The 14,569-nt window shown below is 30.2% G+C and carries 11 protein-coding genes; 5 read left to right on the top strand and 6 right to left on the bottom strand.

Annotated elements, in window-relative coordinates; translation table 11 throughout:
- Positions 1-63: 63 nt before the first annotated feature.
- Genes Q1A46_RS10830 through Q1A46_RS10815 form a run of 4 tightly spaced genes read left to right on the top strand, consistent with a single transcriptional unit; the run spans position 64 to position 3,903 of the window.
- A complete protein-coding gene (locus Q1A46_RS10830; protein ID WP_299678044.1) occupies positions 64-1,365 on the top strand; it encodes an MFS transporter in 1,302 nt (433 codons plus the stop codon).
- Positions 1,366-1,407: 42 nt separating this feature from the next.
- Positions 1,408-2,160 (top strand): SDR family NAD(P)-dependent oxidoreductase, encoded by a 753-nt coding sequence (locus tag Q1A46_RS10825; protein WP_299678041.1) that lies wholly within the window; start codon positions 1,408-1,410, stop codon positions 2,158-2,160.
- Positions 2,161-2,196: 36 nt separating this feature from the next.
- Positions 2,197-3,219, top strand: coding sequence for a sugar kinase (locus tag Q1A46_RS10820; protein WP_299678038.1), 1,023 nt, complete (start codon positions 2,197-2,199; stop codon positions 3,217-3,219).
- A 15-nt stretch (positions 3,220-3,234) separates the two neighbouring features.
- Positions 3,235-3,903: a bifunctional 4-hydroxy-2-oxoglutarate aldolase/2-dehydro-3-deoxy-phosphogluconate aldolase gene (locus Q1A46_RS10815; protein WP_299678035.1), complete on the top strand. Its 669-nt coding sequence runs from the start codon at positions 3,235-3,237 to the stop codon at positions 3,901-3,903.
- A 278-nt stretch (positions 3,904-4,181) separates the two neighbouring features.
- Here the strand turns inward: Q1A46_RS10815 and Q1A46_RS10810 are convergent, their stop codons facing one another.
- Both Q1A46_RS10810 and Q1A46_RS10805 read right to left on the bottom strand, forming a co-directional pair.
- Positions 4,182-5,225, bottom strand: coding sequence for a T9SS type A sorting domain-containing protein (locus Q1A46_RS10810; RefSeq protein ID WP_299678032.1), 1,044 nt, complete (start codon positions 5,223-5,225; stop codon positions 4,182-4,184).
- A gap of 288 nt (positions 5,226-5,513) precedes the next feature.
- A complete protein-coding gene (locus Q1A46_RS10805; RefSeq protein WP_299678029.1) occupies positions 5,514-7,835 on the bottom strand; it encodes a type IA DNA topoisomerase in 2,322 nt (773 codons plus the stop codon).
- 107 nt (positions 7,836-7,942) lie between these two features.
- On the opposite strand from Q1A46_RS10805, the gene Q1A46_RS10800 reads away from it, so the two are divergent.
- Positions 7,943-8,389 (top strand): hypothetical protein, encoded by a 447-nt coding sequence (locus Q1A46_RS10800; protein ID WP_299678026.1) that lies wholly within the window; start codon positions 7,943-7,945, stop codon positions 8,387-8,389.
- Positions 8,390-8,445: 56 nt separating this feature from the next.
- Here the strand turns inward: Q1A46_RS10800 and thrC are convergent, their stop codons facing one another.
- From thrC to Q1A46_RS10780, 4 genes are all read right to left on the bottom strand, one after another.
- The gene (gene thrC / locus Q1A46_RS10795) at positions 8,446-9,729 is read right to left on the bottom strand and encodes a threonine synthase (RefSeq protein WP_299678023.1); all 1,284 of its coding nucleotides are present in this window, start codon (positions 9,727-9,729) and stop codon (positions 8,446-8,448) included.
- Positions 9,730-9,731: 2 nt separating this feature from the next.
- Positions 9,732-10,661, bottom strand: a complete 930-nt coding sequence (locus Q1A46_RS10790) for a homoserine kinase (RefSeq protein WP_299678020.1) — start codon at positions 10,659-10,661, stop codon at positions 9,732-9,734.
- A gap of 52 nt (positions 10,662-10,713) precedes the next feature.
- The gene (thrA, locus tag Q1A46_RS10785) at positions 10,714-13,155 is read right to left on the bottom strand and encodes a bifunctional aspartate kinase/homoserine dehydrogenase I (RefSeq protein WP_299678017.1); all 2,442 of its coding nucleotides are present in this window, start codon (positions 13,153-13,155) and stop codon (positions 10,714-10,716) included.
- A 413-nt stretch (positions 13,156-13,568) separates the two neighbouring features.
- Positions 13,569-14,567, bottom strand: coding sequence for an NAD-dependent epimerase/dehydratase family protein (locus Q1A46_RS10780; RefSeq protein ID WP_299678014.1), 999 nt, complete (start codon positions 14,565-14,567; stop codon positions 13,569-13,571).
- Positions 14,568-14,569: the final 2 nt, after the last annotated feature.

Below are 14,569 nucleotides of genomic sequence, written 5' to 3'. Positions count from 1 at the left end.
TAACAAGGTTCATAAAGTCAATTTTATGAGCCCAGACCAAATACGTTGTAAACTAAAGTAAAAATGAAAATTAAAGGACTTAGATGGTGGGTAATAGGTTTAATTGCACTAGCAGCTATTATCAACTATATTGATAGGCAAACATTAATTGTTTTATGGCCAGATATTGCAGAGGAATTATATCCAAATAAGAATGCAGATCAAAGAAAAGAGATTTATTCTTGGATAACAATTGTATTCATGTTTTCTTATGCTTTTGGGCAAGCTATTTTCGGAAAAATTTTCGATTGGATTGGTACTCGATTAGGTTTTATTCTTTCTATAGGAGTTTGGTCTGTTGCTACTGCCTTACATGCTTTAGCAAATTCATTTACAAGTTTTGCGTTATTCAGATCTCTTTTAGGTATTTCTGAAGCAGGAAACTGGCCTGGAGCGTCAAAAGGAAATGCAGAATGGTTCCCTACAAAAGAGAGAGCTTTTGCACAAGGTTTATTTAATTCTGGTGCAGCTATTGGAGGTACCATAGCAATTCCATTAATAGCATATTTGGCAGGTCATTTTAGCTGGCAAACTATTTTTATACTTGTCGGTTTATTAGGTTTATTATGGTTAATTCCTTGGATTATAATAGTGAAAGCTCCACCAAAAAAACATCCTTGGATAACTGATGAGGAAAGAAATTATATTCTAAAAGGTCAAAAGAAAAAAACTGAAAAAAATGATGAATCTTTAGAGGAAGATTATACGCCCAATACTTCAAAATTATTATCGCATAAACAAAGTTGGGGAGTAATTATTTCTTCAGCAGCAATTGATCCAATTTGGTGGTTGTTTGTGTCATGGATTCCAATTTACTTATTTGAAGTTTATGGAATGGATGTAAAAGGAATTGGTTTATACGGTTGGGTACCTTATTTAGGAGCAATGATAGGAGCTTGGTTTGGAGGTTTATTAGCTCACAATAGATTAAAAGTAGGATGGAGTATTGATAAAACAAGAAAGATGGTTATTACATTAGGTTGTTTAATTATGTTACCGGCATTATTGGCACTTGCAAATCCAGGAGGGCCGACTACTGCAGTACTAATTATGGCTGTAATTCTATTTGGATTTCAAACTGCAATTGGAAATATACAAACTTTACCAAGTGATTTATTTAGTGGAAAAACAGTAGGGACATTAGCAGGTTTTTCAGGTATGGCAGCAAAACTAGCTGCAGCTGGATTAACATTCTTTGTGCCTTGGCTAACTAAAGGAGGTAATTATACACCAGTATTTGTTATTGGAGCAATTTTAGCAACAATAGCTTTAGTAAGTGTTTGGATTTTATGTCCAAAAATAGAACGTCTTCAAGCGAAAAACTAGAAACATAAATAAGAAACAATTAACAAAAAAACAAAAATTAAAATGAGCAAAATAGCTGTAATTACAGGAGCAACAGGAGGAATTGGTTTTGCTGTTGCAAAAAGGTTAGGATTAGATGGATATACTGTGATTTTAAATGGTATTGAAGATGATATGGGAGCTAAAAGAGTTGAAGAGTTAACAGCTGAAGGTATAACAGCAGAATACTACGGATTTGATGTTACTAAAGAAGAAGCAGTTACTGAAAATATCACTAAAATAGGAGAGAAGTATGGAAAAATAGACACACTTATAAATAATGCAGGTGGTCTAGGTGGTCGTCAACGTTTTGAAGAAATGACAACTGATTTTTATCGTTTTGTAATGGCTTTAAATTTAGATTCAGCTTTTTTTGCTTCTCGTGCAGCAATTCCTTATTTGAAAAAAAGTGATAATCCATCAATTATAAACTATACATCAAATGCAGGTTGGAATGCAGGTGGTCCTGGAGCTGGAATTTATGGAACTTCAAAGGCCGCAGTTCATACTTTAACTAGAGCATTAGCGAAAGATTTAGCAGAATATGGTATTCGAGCAAATGCAGTTTCTCCTGGTACAATCGATACAGATTTCCACAAACAAATTAAATCTACAAAGCCAGAAGTATTTGCTTCATGGGCAAAAAATATTATGTTAGGTAGATTAGGACAGCCAGAAGATGTAGCAGGTGTAGTTTCTTTCTTAGCAAGTAAAGATGCTGCATTTATCACAGCAGAGACAATACAAATTGGAGGAGGGCAAGCTTTAGGTATTTAATTAAGCTATTATCTGATTATAAAAAATATTTAATAAATGAGTAAAGTTGTTGCTTTTGGTGAAATTTTAATGCGATTAGCTACAGAAAGACATCTTCGCTTTTCTCAAGCAAATTTTTTTGATGTAACCTATGGAGGTGGAGAATTTAATGTAGCTGTATCTTTAGCAAATTATGGTGTTACTTCAGATTTTATTACTTGTTTGCCTAATAATGATATCGGGCAATGTGCTATAGAAAAGATAAGACAACGTAATGTAGGTGCTAATCATATTGTTCTAGATGGAAAAAGAATAGGTATTTATTTTTTAGAAACTGGAGCAGGAACTCGTGGAAGTAAAGTAATTTATGATAGAGAAGATAGTGCGATTGCTAATGTTAAAGAAGGTCAAATAAATTGGGATATTGTATTAAAAAATGCAACCCATTTTCATTGGAGTGGTGTAACACCAGCTATTTCTCAAAATGCAGCAGAAGAATGCTTAAGAGCAATTAAAAAGGCTCACGAAAAAGGCATTATTATTTCTTCAGATTTAAATTATAGATCTAAGTTGTGGAAATATGGTAAAGATCCTAAAGATATCATGCCAGAGTTATTAAAGTACAGTAACATAATATTAGGAGACATCGATACTGCACTTTTTATGCTAGGTAAGTCAAAAGTAACACCCAATTATGAGGATTTAGAATCTTTACCTAAACTATATGACATTATAGTACAAGACTGTCCTAATTTAGATGTAATGGCAACAACTTTACGTTATTCTATAAGTGCATCACATCAAAAAATTGGAGGAATTTTATATGATAAATCTAAAATTTTAAATGCTCAAACTAGAGATGTTACACCTGTAGTAGATAGAGTAGGAAGTGGTGATGCTTTTATGGGAGGTTTGTTATACGGGTTAATAAATCCTGAATTTAATTTACAAAAAACATTGAATTTTGCAGTAGCTGCGTGTTGTTTAAAGCATACAATTTCTGGAGATTTTAATTTAACAACTAAAGAAGAAGTTTTACAGATGGTTGAAGGAAATACATCTGGTAAGGTTTCTAGATGATTTAAACAATAGATTATGGCTAAATTTTCACGTATTCAAGTGATTATAGCAATGGAAAGAACAGGATTAGTTCCTCTTTTTTATCATGAAGATATAGAAGTATGTAAAAAAATAGTAGATGCATTATACAAAGGTGGTGCTCGATTACTAGAGTTTACTGCTCGAGGAGATTTTTCTCATGAAGTTTTTGGTAAACTTTCTAAATATTGTAATACTCAGTATCATGATATGATTTTAGGAGTAGGTTCTTTAACAAGTGCAGCAGAAGCCTCTCTTTTTATGCAATTAGGAGCAAATTTTGTTGTAACTCCAGCTTTTCAAGAAGAAATAGCTATTGCATGCAATAAGAAAAAAGTTTTATGGTCTCCTGGATGTGGATCTTTAACTGAAATTTCAAAAGCAGAAGCTTTTGGCTGTGAAGTGGTAAAGTTATTTCCAGGAAGTGTTTACGGACCAGAGTTTATTAAAGCAGTTAAAGGACCAAGTCCATGGACAAGTATTATGCCAACTGGTGGAGTTTCACCTAATGAGAAAAATATAAAATCATGGATTGAAGCAGGAGCAGTTTGCGTAGGTATGGGATCTAAATTAATTATTAGAAACTCTGAAGGAGAGTTTGATTATGAAAGAATCGAAGAACTTACAGAAACTTCTTTAGCTTTAATTAAAAAATATAAATCCTGATTTTAAATCAGGATTTATATTTTTTTTGTTTTTAATTTTTAATAATTTTTTTAAACACTATTTAAATTGGCTTTACAGGTTTCTTTAGCTGTAAATTTTATTATTGATAAAAAGAGTATGTTCAACTTAACTTTTCAAAATTATAGTTACCAAAAGTTTTTCTAACTAAATTTTCAGTTTTAATCGATTGGGAAAAAACTAGGTTTTAAAATAATAGAAAAACTATAATGAATACTTTTTTCATAAGTGTTTCAAATATTCAAAATTTAAATATAAGACTATCGCTTTATTATTTTTTTTGATTTTTTTCCATCAATAGATAAAAAGTACATACCTGTATTTAGTTTACTAATATCAATCTTTTGATTTGAAATATTTCCTTTTAAAACGATCTTACCATTTATATCATTAATAATATATTTTTCGTGTTTATCACTAGATACATTAATGATATCCTTTGTAGGATTAGGATATAAAATACTTGTATCTTTAGTAAACTTATCAGTATTAAGTCTATTTAAGTTAACTCTCCATACGCCATAACCAAATTGTTGAGCCATGTATAAATAATTATCATGAAATTCTAATCCCCAAACAGGATTAGCAAGATTGTCAACAATTACTTCAGGAATAGGATTAATGTCATTTATATTTATTTTTGAAACTTTATTACCATTATGATTTGTTGAAAAATACAAATCATCTCCAACAAATAATAGTCCTAAAACTCCTCTAACAGCAATTACTTCATTTATAGTAGGATTAGAAACAGTAAGATCTATTTTTGATATTTTTCTATTAGTTGCTTGAACAAAGTACAATTCATTATTATGAATTTTGAGATCAACTAAATTACCTAAACCGCTTAACACTTCAACTGGAGGAGCATCTAAGTCTAATAAATTATACTTAATAATTTTACCACCATTGAAATAAGCAGCATACAAATCATTATTATATATAGCAGTACTAACTAAAAATGTATCAGAGGCTATTTCTTTTAATTTAGTAGGAGTATTATTGGTTATATCAAATATAGTGAAAGTATTAACTCCCGGTACATAAAGAGTATTACCAACATTTTTAAAGAAGCCAGGGAAACTTATATCATTAATAAATTCATTTAGTGTTGGAGTTGGTTCTTTTAAATTTACTCTGTAAATTTTTTGTTTTCCAACTGATCCTATTAATAAATCATCTCCTTTAACTAATAACCCAACAGGAGTACTTTCGAAGCCGGTTGAAATAAAAAAGTTTGCCTGTGCATTTGAATTAAGATAAATAATAAAAAGAATAATGTGTAAAACGTAGTTTTTTCTCATAACATTCAGTTTTGTTTAATTGTTTAATTTTAAAAAGGCTTAAATACAGGGAAAATATGGCTTAGTAAAAATTAATCATAGCAATATTAAATTTTAAGCGGCGCAAATATAAATATTATATCTGTAATAAACTTTATAAGAAAATAGGTTCTTATTTAGTTTAATAGAAACTTGTATGGTTAAATAAAAAAATGTTATGAATTAATTTTCAAAGTTTCATTTTTAAGAAAACAATTTTGTTTTAAAATACTAAATTTAAAAAGCGTATAATTTTTTTAGTTTTATAGATTACTCAAATTTAGTTGTCAAAAAATCATATACCATTGCTTTGGTAATATCTTTTCCATTAGCTAATTCTTTAATTTTAGCAAAAGGAAAAACATAAGTACAACCATTACTATATTCTGAGCATCCATAAGCAGATTTACCTTTTAAAATAGTCCCTTTTTTACATTTTGGACAGATAATTTTATCAGGAACAGCTTTTGCTTTTTCCGCACCTCCTTGTTTAGGTTCTAACTTTAAATTGAAATGATCATCAAAGCGAACTAAACCTTCTACTTTTCCTTGTTCAGTTTTCCAACCTTTTAAATTCGTAGTACATCCTTTATCTAATAATCGAATTAATTGACTTTCAGAAATCTTTTTCTCTAAGAAAGAGAAGGGAAGTTTAAAATCACAACCGTTTTTATAATTCGAACATCCGTAAGCAGTACTACCTTTTAGTAAGTTTCCTTTTTTACATTTCGGACACTCCTTTCCAACTACTGTCTTTTTACTCGTTGTTTTCTTTTTCGTTTTTTTTGCAGTAGTATTTTCGGTATTATTTTCTGCAGAAAGACGAACCGTTTTTTTACTAGATCGAACTTCATAAACCAATTGATCTACCATTTGTTTCATTTGTTTAATGAAAGTACTTGCATGATAATCTCCGCGTTCAATTTCCTTTAAACGTTTTTCCCAAAGTCCAGTAAGCTCAGCAGATTTTAAAAGTTCATTGTCAATTAATTGAATTAAATCTATACCTGTTTTAGTTGGTAGAATTAATTTTTTCTGACGTTCAATATATTTACGTTTAAAAAGTGTTTCTATAATACTTGCACGTGTAGATGGACGACCAATTCCATTTTCTTTCATTAGCTCTCGCATTTCATCATCATCTACTTGTTTACCTGCAGTTTCCATAGCACGTAATAAGCTTGCTTCTGTATAATTTCTTGGAGGTTTAGTTTCTTTTTCTAAGAAACTTGGTTCATGTGGACCTTTTTCTCCTTCTTCAAAATTAGGTAGTAAACTTTGGTCTGAAGTTACTTTTTTAGGTTCTTCATTGTATTCAAAAACTACTCGCCATCCTTTGGTTAAAATCTCTTTTCCGGTAGTTTTAAAAGATACATCATCAGCTTTTCCAATAACTGCTGTATTAGCAATATCACTATCAGGATAAAAAACAGCAATAAAACGACGAACAATAATATCATAAACTTGTTGCTGATTGTATTGTAAATTCGTTTGAACTCCAGTAGGAATTATAGCGTGGTGATCGGTGACCTTTTTATCATTAAAAACACGAGACGATTTTTTAATTTTCTTACCTAATAAAGGCTGAGCTATTTCAGCATAATTAGTTAAATTTTTAAGAATACCAGCAACTTTAGGGTATATATCATTTGGTAAGAAAGTAGTATCAACCCTTGGATAAGTAACTACTTTCATTTCATATAGTTTCTGAACAATTTTTAAGGTTTCATCAGCTGAAAATCCAAATTTATTGTTACAGTATACTTGTAATCCTGTTAAATCGAAAAGTTTAGGAGCATAATCTTTTCCTTTTTTCTTTTTTACAGAAACAATTTCAAAATCTGATTCTTTTACTTTATCTGCGAATTTTTGTCCATCTTCTTTTTTTAGAAAACGACCTTCTTCACAATTAAAAAGTGTATTTCTGTAAGTAGTTTGTAGCTCCCAGTAAGGTTGAGGTTTAAAATTTTGAATTTCTAAATAACGATTTACTAACATCGCTAGTGTTGGTGTTTGAACTCTACCAATAGAAAGTACCTGTTTGTAACCACCAAACTTTACAGTATATAAACGTGTAGCGTTTAAACCTAATAACCAATCTCCGATTGCTCTAGAATAACCAGCGTAGTATAAATTATTATAATCTTCTTCTTCTTTAAGATTACTAAATCCATCTTTTATAGCTTCTTCAGTTAATGAAGAAATCCATAAACGCTGTACTTTTCCTTTATAATCAGCTTGATTAATTACCCAACGTTGTATTAATTCTCCTTCTTGTCCGGCATCCCCACAGTTGATAACTACATCGGCTTTTTGGAATAATGACTTTACAATATTGAATTGTTTTTGAATTCCAGAATCGGCTGTAACTTTAGTCCCAAATTTCTCTGGAAGCATTGGTAAATTGTTCAAATCCCAGCTTTTCCAGTGAGGTTTGTAGTCTTTTGGTTCTAAAAGTGTACACAAATGACCAAAAGTATAAGTAACGGCATAACCGTTTCCTTCAAAATATCCATCATGTTTGGTGTTGGCTCCCAAAATGTTAGCGATTTCTCTTGCCACACTAGGTTTCTCAGCGATACAAACTTTCATTATTCATTTTTAATCGCCGAAAAATAGTAAAATTGATATAATAATTCTATTTTTAGGCGTTATTAAAGTAATTAATAAAAATACGAATCCCTAAAATTAGAAGAATTATGAGAAAAGCTTTATTGTTATTATTGTTAGTTGTTTCAGGATCTGTGTATTCGCAAATCGAATTTATTGAAACAAGCCAAAGCGAGGTTGTAGGAAAAATTAGTTATGTGTATTTAGAAAAGGTTGGTGAGAATGATTACAACTTCTTCTTTAAAAACATTAATGCAATCGGACATGAATATGTAAGCTTTAGTTTTAAAAACTTAGATAACGATTTAGATAAATTATATAACGGATTAATGGGAGGTTTTCAAAATGTACCAAGAGATCCGTTAAAAATGAAAGCAAACGGACAAATTGTTTGGTTAAAGTATTCTAGAGAAGATGGTGAGGCTTTTTTACAAATTCAAATGACTAGTGGAGACAATCCTGTAGATGTTGAAGAAAATGTAAAAGTATCTAGATTATTAACTGCTGAAGATGTAACAAAATTATTCAAGAAGTAAGTAACAACTTAACAACATAAAAAAAGCGTTTCTAATTTTAGAAACGCTTTTTTTATTTATGAATTCAAAAAAGACTTTAATTCGTCGTAAGTACTAATTTGAATTGATTCTTTCTTTTTGGTAATGATTTCTTGAATTTCTTCTGGAATAGGAATTTTTTGAGATAATGTTTCCTCAACCACATCTAAAAATTTTACAGGATGTGCAGTTTCTAAAAATACACCAAACTCTTTCTCCTGTAAACCATAAGTTTCTAAACCTAAATAACCAACTGCACCATGAGGATCTGCTACGTAATTAGATGTGTTGTAAATTCTTTTCATTGCATCTTTAGTAAGATGATCTGAAAAAGAAAAAGAAGAAAATCTAGTTTTTAAATCTTGAAAATCGTTGTTAAATAACTTTTGAATTCTAATAAAATTACTCGGATTTCCAACATCCATTGCATTAGATATTGTAGCTTTAGAAGCTTTAGGTTCGTATTTCCCTGCTTTCATAAATTGAGGAACAGTGTCATTTACATTTGTAGCAGCAACAAAATGTTTAATGGGTAAACCTAATTTTTGTGCCATCATTCCAGCACAAATATTTCCAAAATTTCCACTTGGCACAGAGAAAACAATATCAGAATGTTGTTTGTATAGTTGTTTGTAAGCAAAGAAATAATAGAACATTTGCGGTAACCAGCGTGCTACATTTATAGAGTTTGCAGAAGTTAATTGTCTTGAAATCCCTTCGTCTAAGAAAGCAGATTTAACCATATCTTGACAGTCATCAAAAACCCCATGAACTTCTAAAGCAGTGATGTTTTTACCTAAAGTAGTTAATTGTTTTTCTTGAATATCACTCACTTTACCACTCGGGTACAGTATGACAACATCAACACCATTAACACCTAAAAAACCATTAGCAACTGCACCTCCAGTATCACCAGATGTTGCAACTAAAACAGTTACTTTATCTGGGTTTTGAGAATTAAAGTAACCTAAACATCTAGCCATAAATCTAGCTCCAACATCTTTAAAGGCTAGAGTAGGACCATGAAATAATTCTAGAGTTCCAATGTTTTCTTCTAAAGAAACCACAGGAAAATCAAAATTAATAGTTTCAGAAACGATTTTTTGTAAAGTTTCTTTTGGAATTTCATTACCAACAAATTGTTTAATTGCTTCAAAAGCAATTTCTTCATTAGAATATTGATCAATATTAGCAATGAATTCTTTAGGTAAAGGTTGAATTTCTTCAGGGAAATATAAACCTCTATCAGGAGCTAATCCTTGTATTACAGCTTCACTAAAAGAAACAGGTTTAGCATTATTATTTAAACTATAGTATTTCATGATTAATTAGATTCTAATATGGTTACTCCTTGTGTGTTTATTTTTGATAATACCATGGTATAATCGATGCCAGTTTTTTGATATAATTCATCTATTTGTTGATGTACTTTTTTAGCGGTTTCTTTCCCTTTACAAAGCGCAAAAATTGTTGGACCGGATCCAGAAATACCAGCGCTTAAAGCACCATAATCTAAAGCAGTTTGTTTTACTTCATCAAAATGAGGAATTAAATGTTTTCTTGCTGGTTCAACAATAATATCTTTAAGTGAATTAGCTATAGTTTCATAATTATTAGCATATAAACCACTAATTAATCCTCCAACATTTGCCCATTGTGTGACAGCATCTTTTAAAGGAATTTCTTCTGGAAGTACATCTCTTGCGTCTTTAGTTTTCACTTGTACCTGTGGATGAATAGCGACAAGCATTAATTCAGAAGGAACAGGAATTTTAATTACGTTTAAAGGCGAGTACTGTTGTACTAAAATAAAACCACCATAAATTGCAGCAGCTACATTATCAGCAATAGGAGAACCACAGGCTATTTGTTCACCAAACATTGCAAACTTAGTTAACTCTAATTGAGAGAAAGGTTTGCCAAGTAATTCATTTACAGCAAAAGCAGCACCTGCTGAACTAGCTGCACTACTACCTAATCCGCTTCCAGGAGCATATCCTTTATGAATTTCAATCTCTAATCCAAAATCTGCTGGATGTTTTTCTAACATAGCCAACGCTACTGCACTAGCAGCATTTTTATCACTTTCGTAAGGTAAATTTGCACCTGAAATTTTAGAGATTTTAACTCCTTTTTCTTTTGTTTTTGTGAATGACATTGTATCTCCAAGGTCGTTTACAGCAAAACCTAAACAATCGAAACCACATGAAACATTAGCTACTGTAGCTGGTGAAAATATCTTTATTTTATTCATTATTTACATTTCTGTTAATATATGTTTGTTGCTAGTTATTTTATCATGAAACTTAGTTATTAGCAACTCTTATCACATCTGCAAAAATACCAGAAGCAGTAACATCAGCACCAGCTCCTGCACCTTTAATTTGTAACGGTTGTAATTGATATCGATCTGTAAAGAATAATACAATGTTATCGCTCCCTTCTAAGTTATAAAAAGGATGATCTTGAGGAATATGTTGTAAACCAACCTTTGCTTTTCCATCTACAAATTCTGCAACATATTTCAATTTACAGTTTTCATTATTTGCTTTAGCATAAATCTCTTGAAAATGAGATTCAAATTTTGTTAAGCTTTCATAAAAATCTTTATTGTTTGACGTATCTAAGCTTTCTTGTGGTAAAAATGATTGATTTTCTATATCTGATAATTCCAGTTCATAACCACTTTCTCTAGCTAAAATTAGAATTTTTCTAGCAACATCAACACCGCTTAAATCAATTTTAGGATCTGGTTCAGTGTATCCTTCATGCTGAGCTTGTTCTACAATATCATGAAAAGTATTAGTATTATTAAAATTGTTGAAAACAAAGTTTAAACTACCAGATAAAACTGCTTGTATTTTATGAACGCGATCACCAGAAGCGATAAGGTTTTTTAAAGTATCGATAATAGGTAAACCAGCTCCTACATTAGTTTCAAATAAAAAAGGAGCGTTAAATTGTTTAGAAACTTTTTTCAGTGTTTTGTAATTATTTAATTCTGATGCACAAGCAATTTTATTACAAGTTACTACAGCAATATTATTTTCTAAATACTGTTGGTACATTTTAGAAACATGCTCGTTGGCTGTATTATCAATAAATACACTATTTCTTAAGTTTAAAGCTTTAGCTTTAGCATGAAAAAGATCTAAACCTGTAGTTTCTCCTTTGTTTAATAGTAAATCTTTCCAGTTTTGTAAATCGATTCCTTGTTCATCGAAGTACATTTTTTTTGAGTTTGAAAGTCCTACAACTCGTACATTAAGTTTAAGCTGTTCTTGTAAATATTCTTTCTGTTGTTGTAATTGTGCGAGAAAACGATTTCCAACATTTCCTACTCCAGTAACAAATAAATTTAACTGCTTTGTTTGCTCTCCAAAGAATTGCTCATGTAAAGTATTTAAAGCTTTTTTTGCATCAGAATGCTTAATTACTGCAGAAATATTTTTTTCAGAAGCACCTTGAGCTATTGCTCTAATATTTACATTGTTTTTTCCTAATGCACTAAACATTTTTCCGCTTAAACCTTGATGATTTTTCATGTTATCACCAACTAAAGCTAATATACTTAGGTCTTTTTCTGTATGAATAGGATCTATCTTCTTTTGATTGATCTCTATTTCAAACTTTTTAGTAATGCTGTTAACTGCTTTTTCTGCGTCTTCTTCTAATACACCAACACAAATAGTATGTTCGGAAGAAGCTTGAGTTATTAAAATTACATTAATATCATCATCCGATAAAGCTTCAAATAAACGTTTAGAAACTCCAGAGATACCAACCATTCCACTACCTTCAATAGTTAGTAAAGCGATATTTTCTATATAACTAATTCCTTTAACAGAAGAACTTTTATCAGTATTTAGGGTGATGAATGTACCTTCATCATTAGGTGCATTAGTATTTTTAATTACTAATGGAATTCTCATTTCTCTTACAGGTTGAATAGTAGGAGGGTAGATTACTTTTGCTCCAAAATGAGACATCTCCATGGCTTCCTGATAAGAAATATGACGGATAGGTTCAGCTTGTTTTACTATAGTCGGATTCGCAGTAAACATACCACTAACATCTGTCCATATTTGTAATTCTTCCGCATGAACAGCCGCCGCATAAATAGATGCAGTATAATCTGAACCACCTCGTCCTAATGTTGTTGTTTGTCCGTTATAACATTTTGCAATAAATCCAGGTAAAACCACTACCTGAAAATTATTTTCGTTAAAATAAGAAGAGCAGTTGCTATATGTTGTTTCAAAATCTACCTGAGCTTTTAAATAATTATTGTCAGTAATAATTAACTCTTGACTGTCTTTAAACGTTGCATTTAAACGTTCTTTGGCAGCTTCAGAAATAATGTAAGAAGATAAACGTTCACCGAAACTACTAATAATAGCTTTAGCTTTAGGAGAAAGTTCTTCTAATAAGTAACAACCTTTATATAAGGTTTTTAATTGATTGAATAATTCATTCGTTCGTTCTATTACGTTGTTAGAATTATTGCTAATTAAATTTTCAATAGTTTCAAAATGATGTTGTTCAACTTCATTGATTAAGGTCAAATAACTTTCGTCTTTATTTTTTGCTAATTGTGCACTTTTTAATAAAGTATCTGTAGTTTTACCAAAAGCAGAAACTACTACTGCTAATTGATCTTCTTTTGATTTTTCTTCAATGATATTCAAAACTTTTTGTATGTTTTGATAATCTTTAACTGATGAACCTCCGAATTTTAGGACTTTCATTTTATGTGAATTAAGGTAGAATGATTACTATTTGTGATTTAATTTTTAGTCTTTTAAAAAAGACCTATATCGAGAATTATATGTAGAAAAACAACCCCTAAAGGGTCGTAATAATTGTAGAAATAATTGTGTAAGCGAATATTAACGTAGTAGTTACGTTTTTAAGAAAAGATGTATTTTTTTTATTCGCTTTCACGTCGATAAAAGTACTATTAATTTTCAAATAAAAAAATAATAGTACTTTTTAGACGACAAAAAAATAGGGTTAAACATGAGAATAATAAAAAGCATTATTCTGTTTAGTGTTAATTTGATAATTTAATAAGGTTTAAGGTGTGTATTTGTTAATTCTATATCGATTTAGATTCTAAGTTATTTTTAATATCATAAAAATGATGTTTTTTAAAAAAAAATTAGTGTTTCCATTCATTTTTGATATAATTAAGAGCTTCAACTAGAGCTTTTTTACTCGATTTAGGACTGAAATTTAATTCAGATTTGGCTTTATTGATGTCATAATCTTGTTTTAAACCATAAAACATATCAATATATTCTTTTTGTAATAGTGGTTCTTTTCCAGTTATTAAACTTCCTGTTTTCATAAAAAAAGCAATTATATACAGTAAAGATTTAGGTATTTTAGGAGGAGTTTTTAATTTTAATTCAGGAAATATTTTAGCAGCTATAGCTACACTTTCTTGAATAGAAGTATGTTTTTCATTCGCCAAAATATAACGTTCACCATTTCTTCCTTTTTTCATAGCTGAGTAAGCTCCTAATGCAACATCTTTAACATCAATCCAATTTAATGTAATATTTGTATCAGCGATCATTTCACCATCTAAAATCTGTTTCACTAATCGATTAGAGTAGCTTAGTTGATGAGCTTTACTACCAATCATAGCTGATGGTAAAATAAGTACAGTTCTAATATTAAATTCTTTACCCAACTCTAAAGCTAATTTATCCGAATCATTTTTAGAATTGTAATACCAATTTCTTCGATCAGTATTGTAACCGTTAATCTCTTTTGCTGGAAGTTTAGTAAAGTCTAATGAAGCTACAGAACTCACATAAACAATATTTTTTACACAGCTTTCATTAGCTGCTTCAAACAATTTTCTTGTGCCTTCTACATTGTTGTCATAGATATCTTTTTTAGGATTCTTCGACCACATTTTAAAAGACGCAGCTACAGCATATACATTTGTTACTCCATGAAATGCTTTTATCATAGCGTTTTTATCCATAATGTCAACTGGTAAAGTTTCGCATCCTAATTCAGATAAAATTTTTCGATTTTTAGGATTTCTATATGTGGCTATAACTTTCTCACCTTTATCTATAAGTAATTTGCAAAGATTATAGCCTAAATGTCCGTTAGCACCAGTTACTAAAGAAATTTCATTCATTA

Origin of the sequence: uncultured Tenacibaculum sp. (genome assembly GCF_947502995.1) — a bacterium.
GTDB lineage: Bacteria > Bacteroidota > Bacteroidia > Flavobacteriales > Flavobacteriaceae > Polaribacter.
The sequence above is the reverse complement of the archived record's forward strand: the minus strand, read 5'-3'. Positions and strand labels throughout refer to the sequence as shown.

Excerpts from the sequence above, each read along its gene's own strand:
- Q1A46_RS10815 (WP_299678035.1), top strand. The coding sequence starts at position 3,235 with ATGGCTAAATTTTCACGTATTCAAGTGATTATAGCAATGGAAAGAACA.
- thrC (WP_299678023.1), bottom strand. The coding sequence starts at position 9,729 with ATGAAATACTATAGTTTAAATAATAATGCTAAACCTGTTTCTTTTAGT.
- Q1A46_RS10830 (WP_299678044.1), top strand. The coding sequence starts at position 64 with ATGAAAATTAAAGGACTTAGATGGTGGGTAATAGGTTTAATTGCACTA.
- Q1A46_RS10800 (WP_299678026.1), top strand. The coding sequence starts at position 7,943 with ATGAGAAAAGCTTTATTGTTATTATTGTTAGTTGTTTCAGGATCTGTG.
- Q1A46_RS10790 (WP_299678020.1), bottom strand. The coding sequence starts at position 10,661 with ATGAATAAAATAAAGATATTTTCACCAGCTACAGTAGCTAATGTTTCA.
- Q1A46_RS10810 (WP_299678032.1), bottom strand. The coding sequence starts at position 5,225 with ATGAGAAAAAACTACGTTTTACACATTATTCTTTTTATTATTTATCTT.
- Q1A46_RS10825 (WP_299678041.1), top strand. The coding sequence starts at position 1,408 with ATGAGCAAAATAGCTGTAATTACAGGAGCAACAGGAGGAATTGGTTTT.
- Q1A46_RS10805 (WP_299678029.1), bottom strand. The coding sequence starts at position 7,835 with ATGAAAGTTTGTATCGCTGAGAAACCTAGTGTGGCAAGAGAAATCGCT.
- Q1A46_RS10780 (WP_299678014.1), bottom strand. The coding sequence starts at position 14,567 with ATGAATGAAATTTCTTTAGTAACTGGTGCTAACGGACATTTAGGCTAT.
- thrA (WP_299678017.1), bottom strand. The coding sequence starts at position 13,155 with ATGAAAGTCCTAAAATTCGGAGGTTCATCAGTTAAAGATTATCAAAAC.
- Q1A46_RS10820 (WP_299678038.1), top strand. The coding sequence starts at position 2,197 with ATGAGTAAAGTTGTTGCTTTTGGTGAAATTTTAATGCGATTAGCTACA.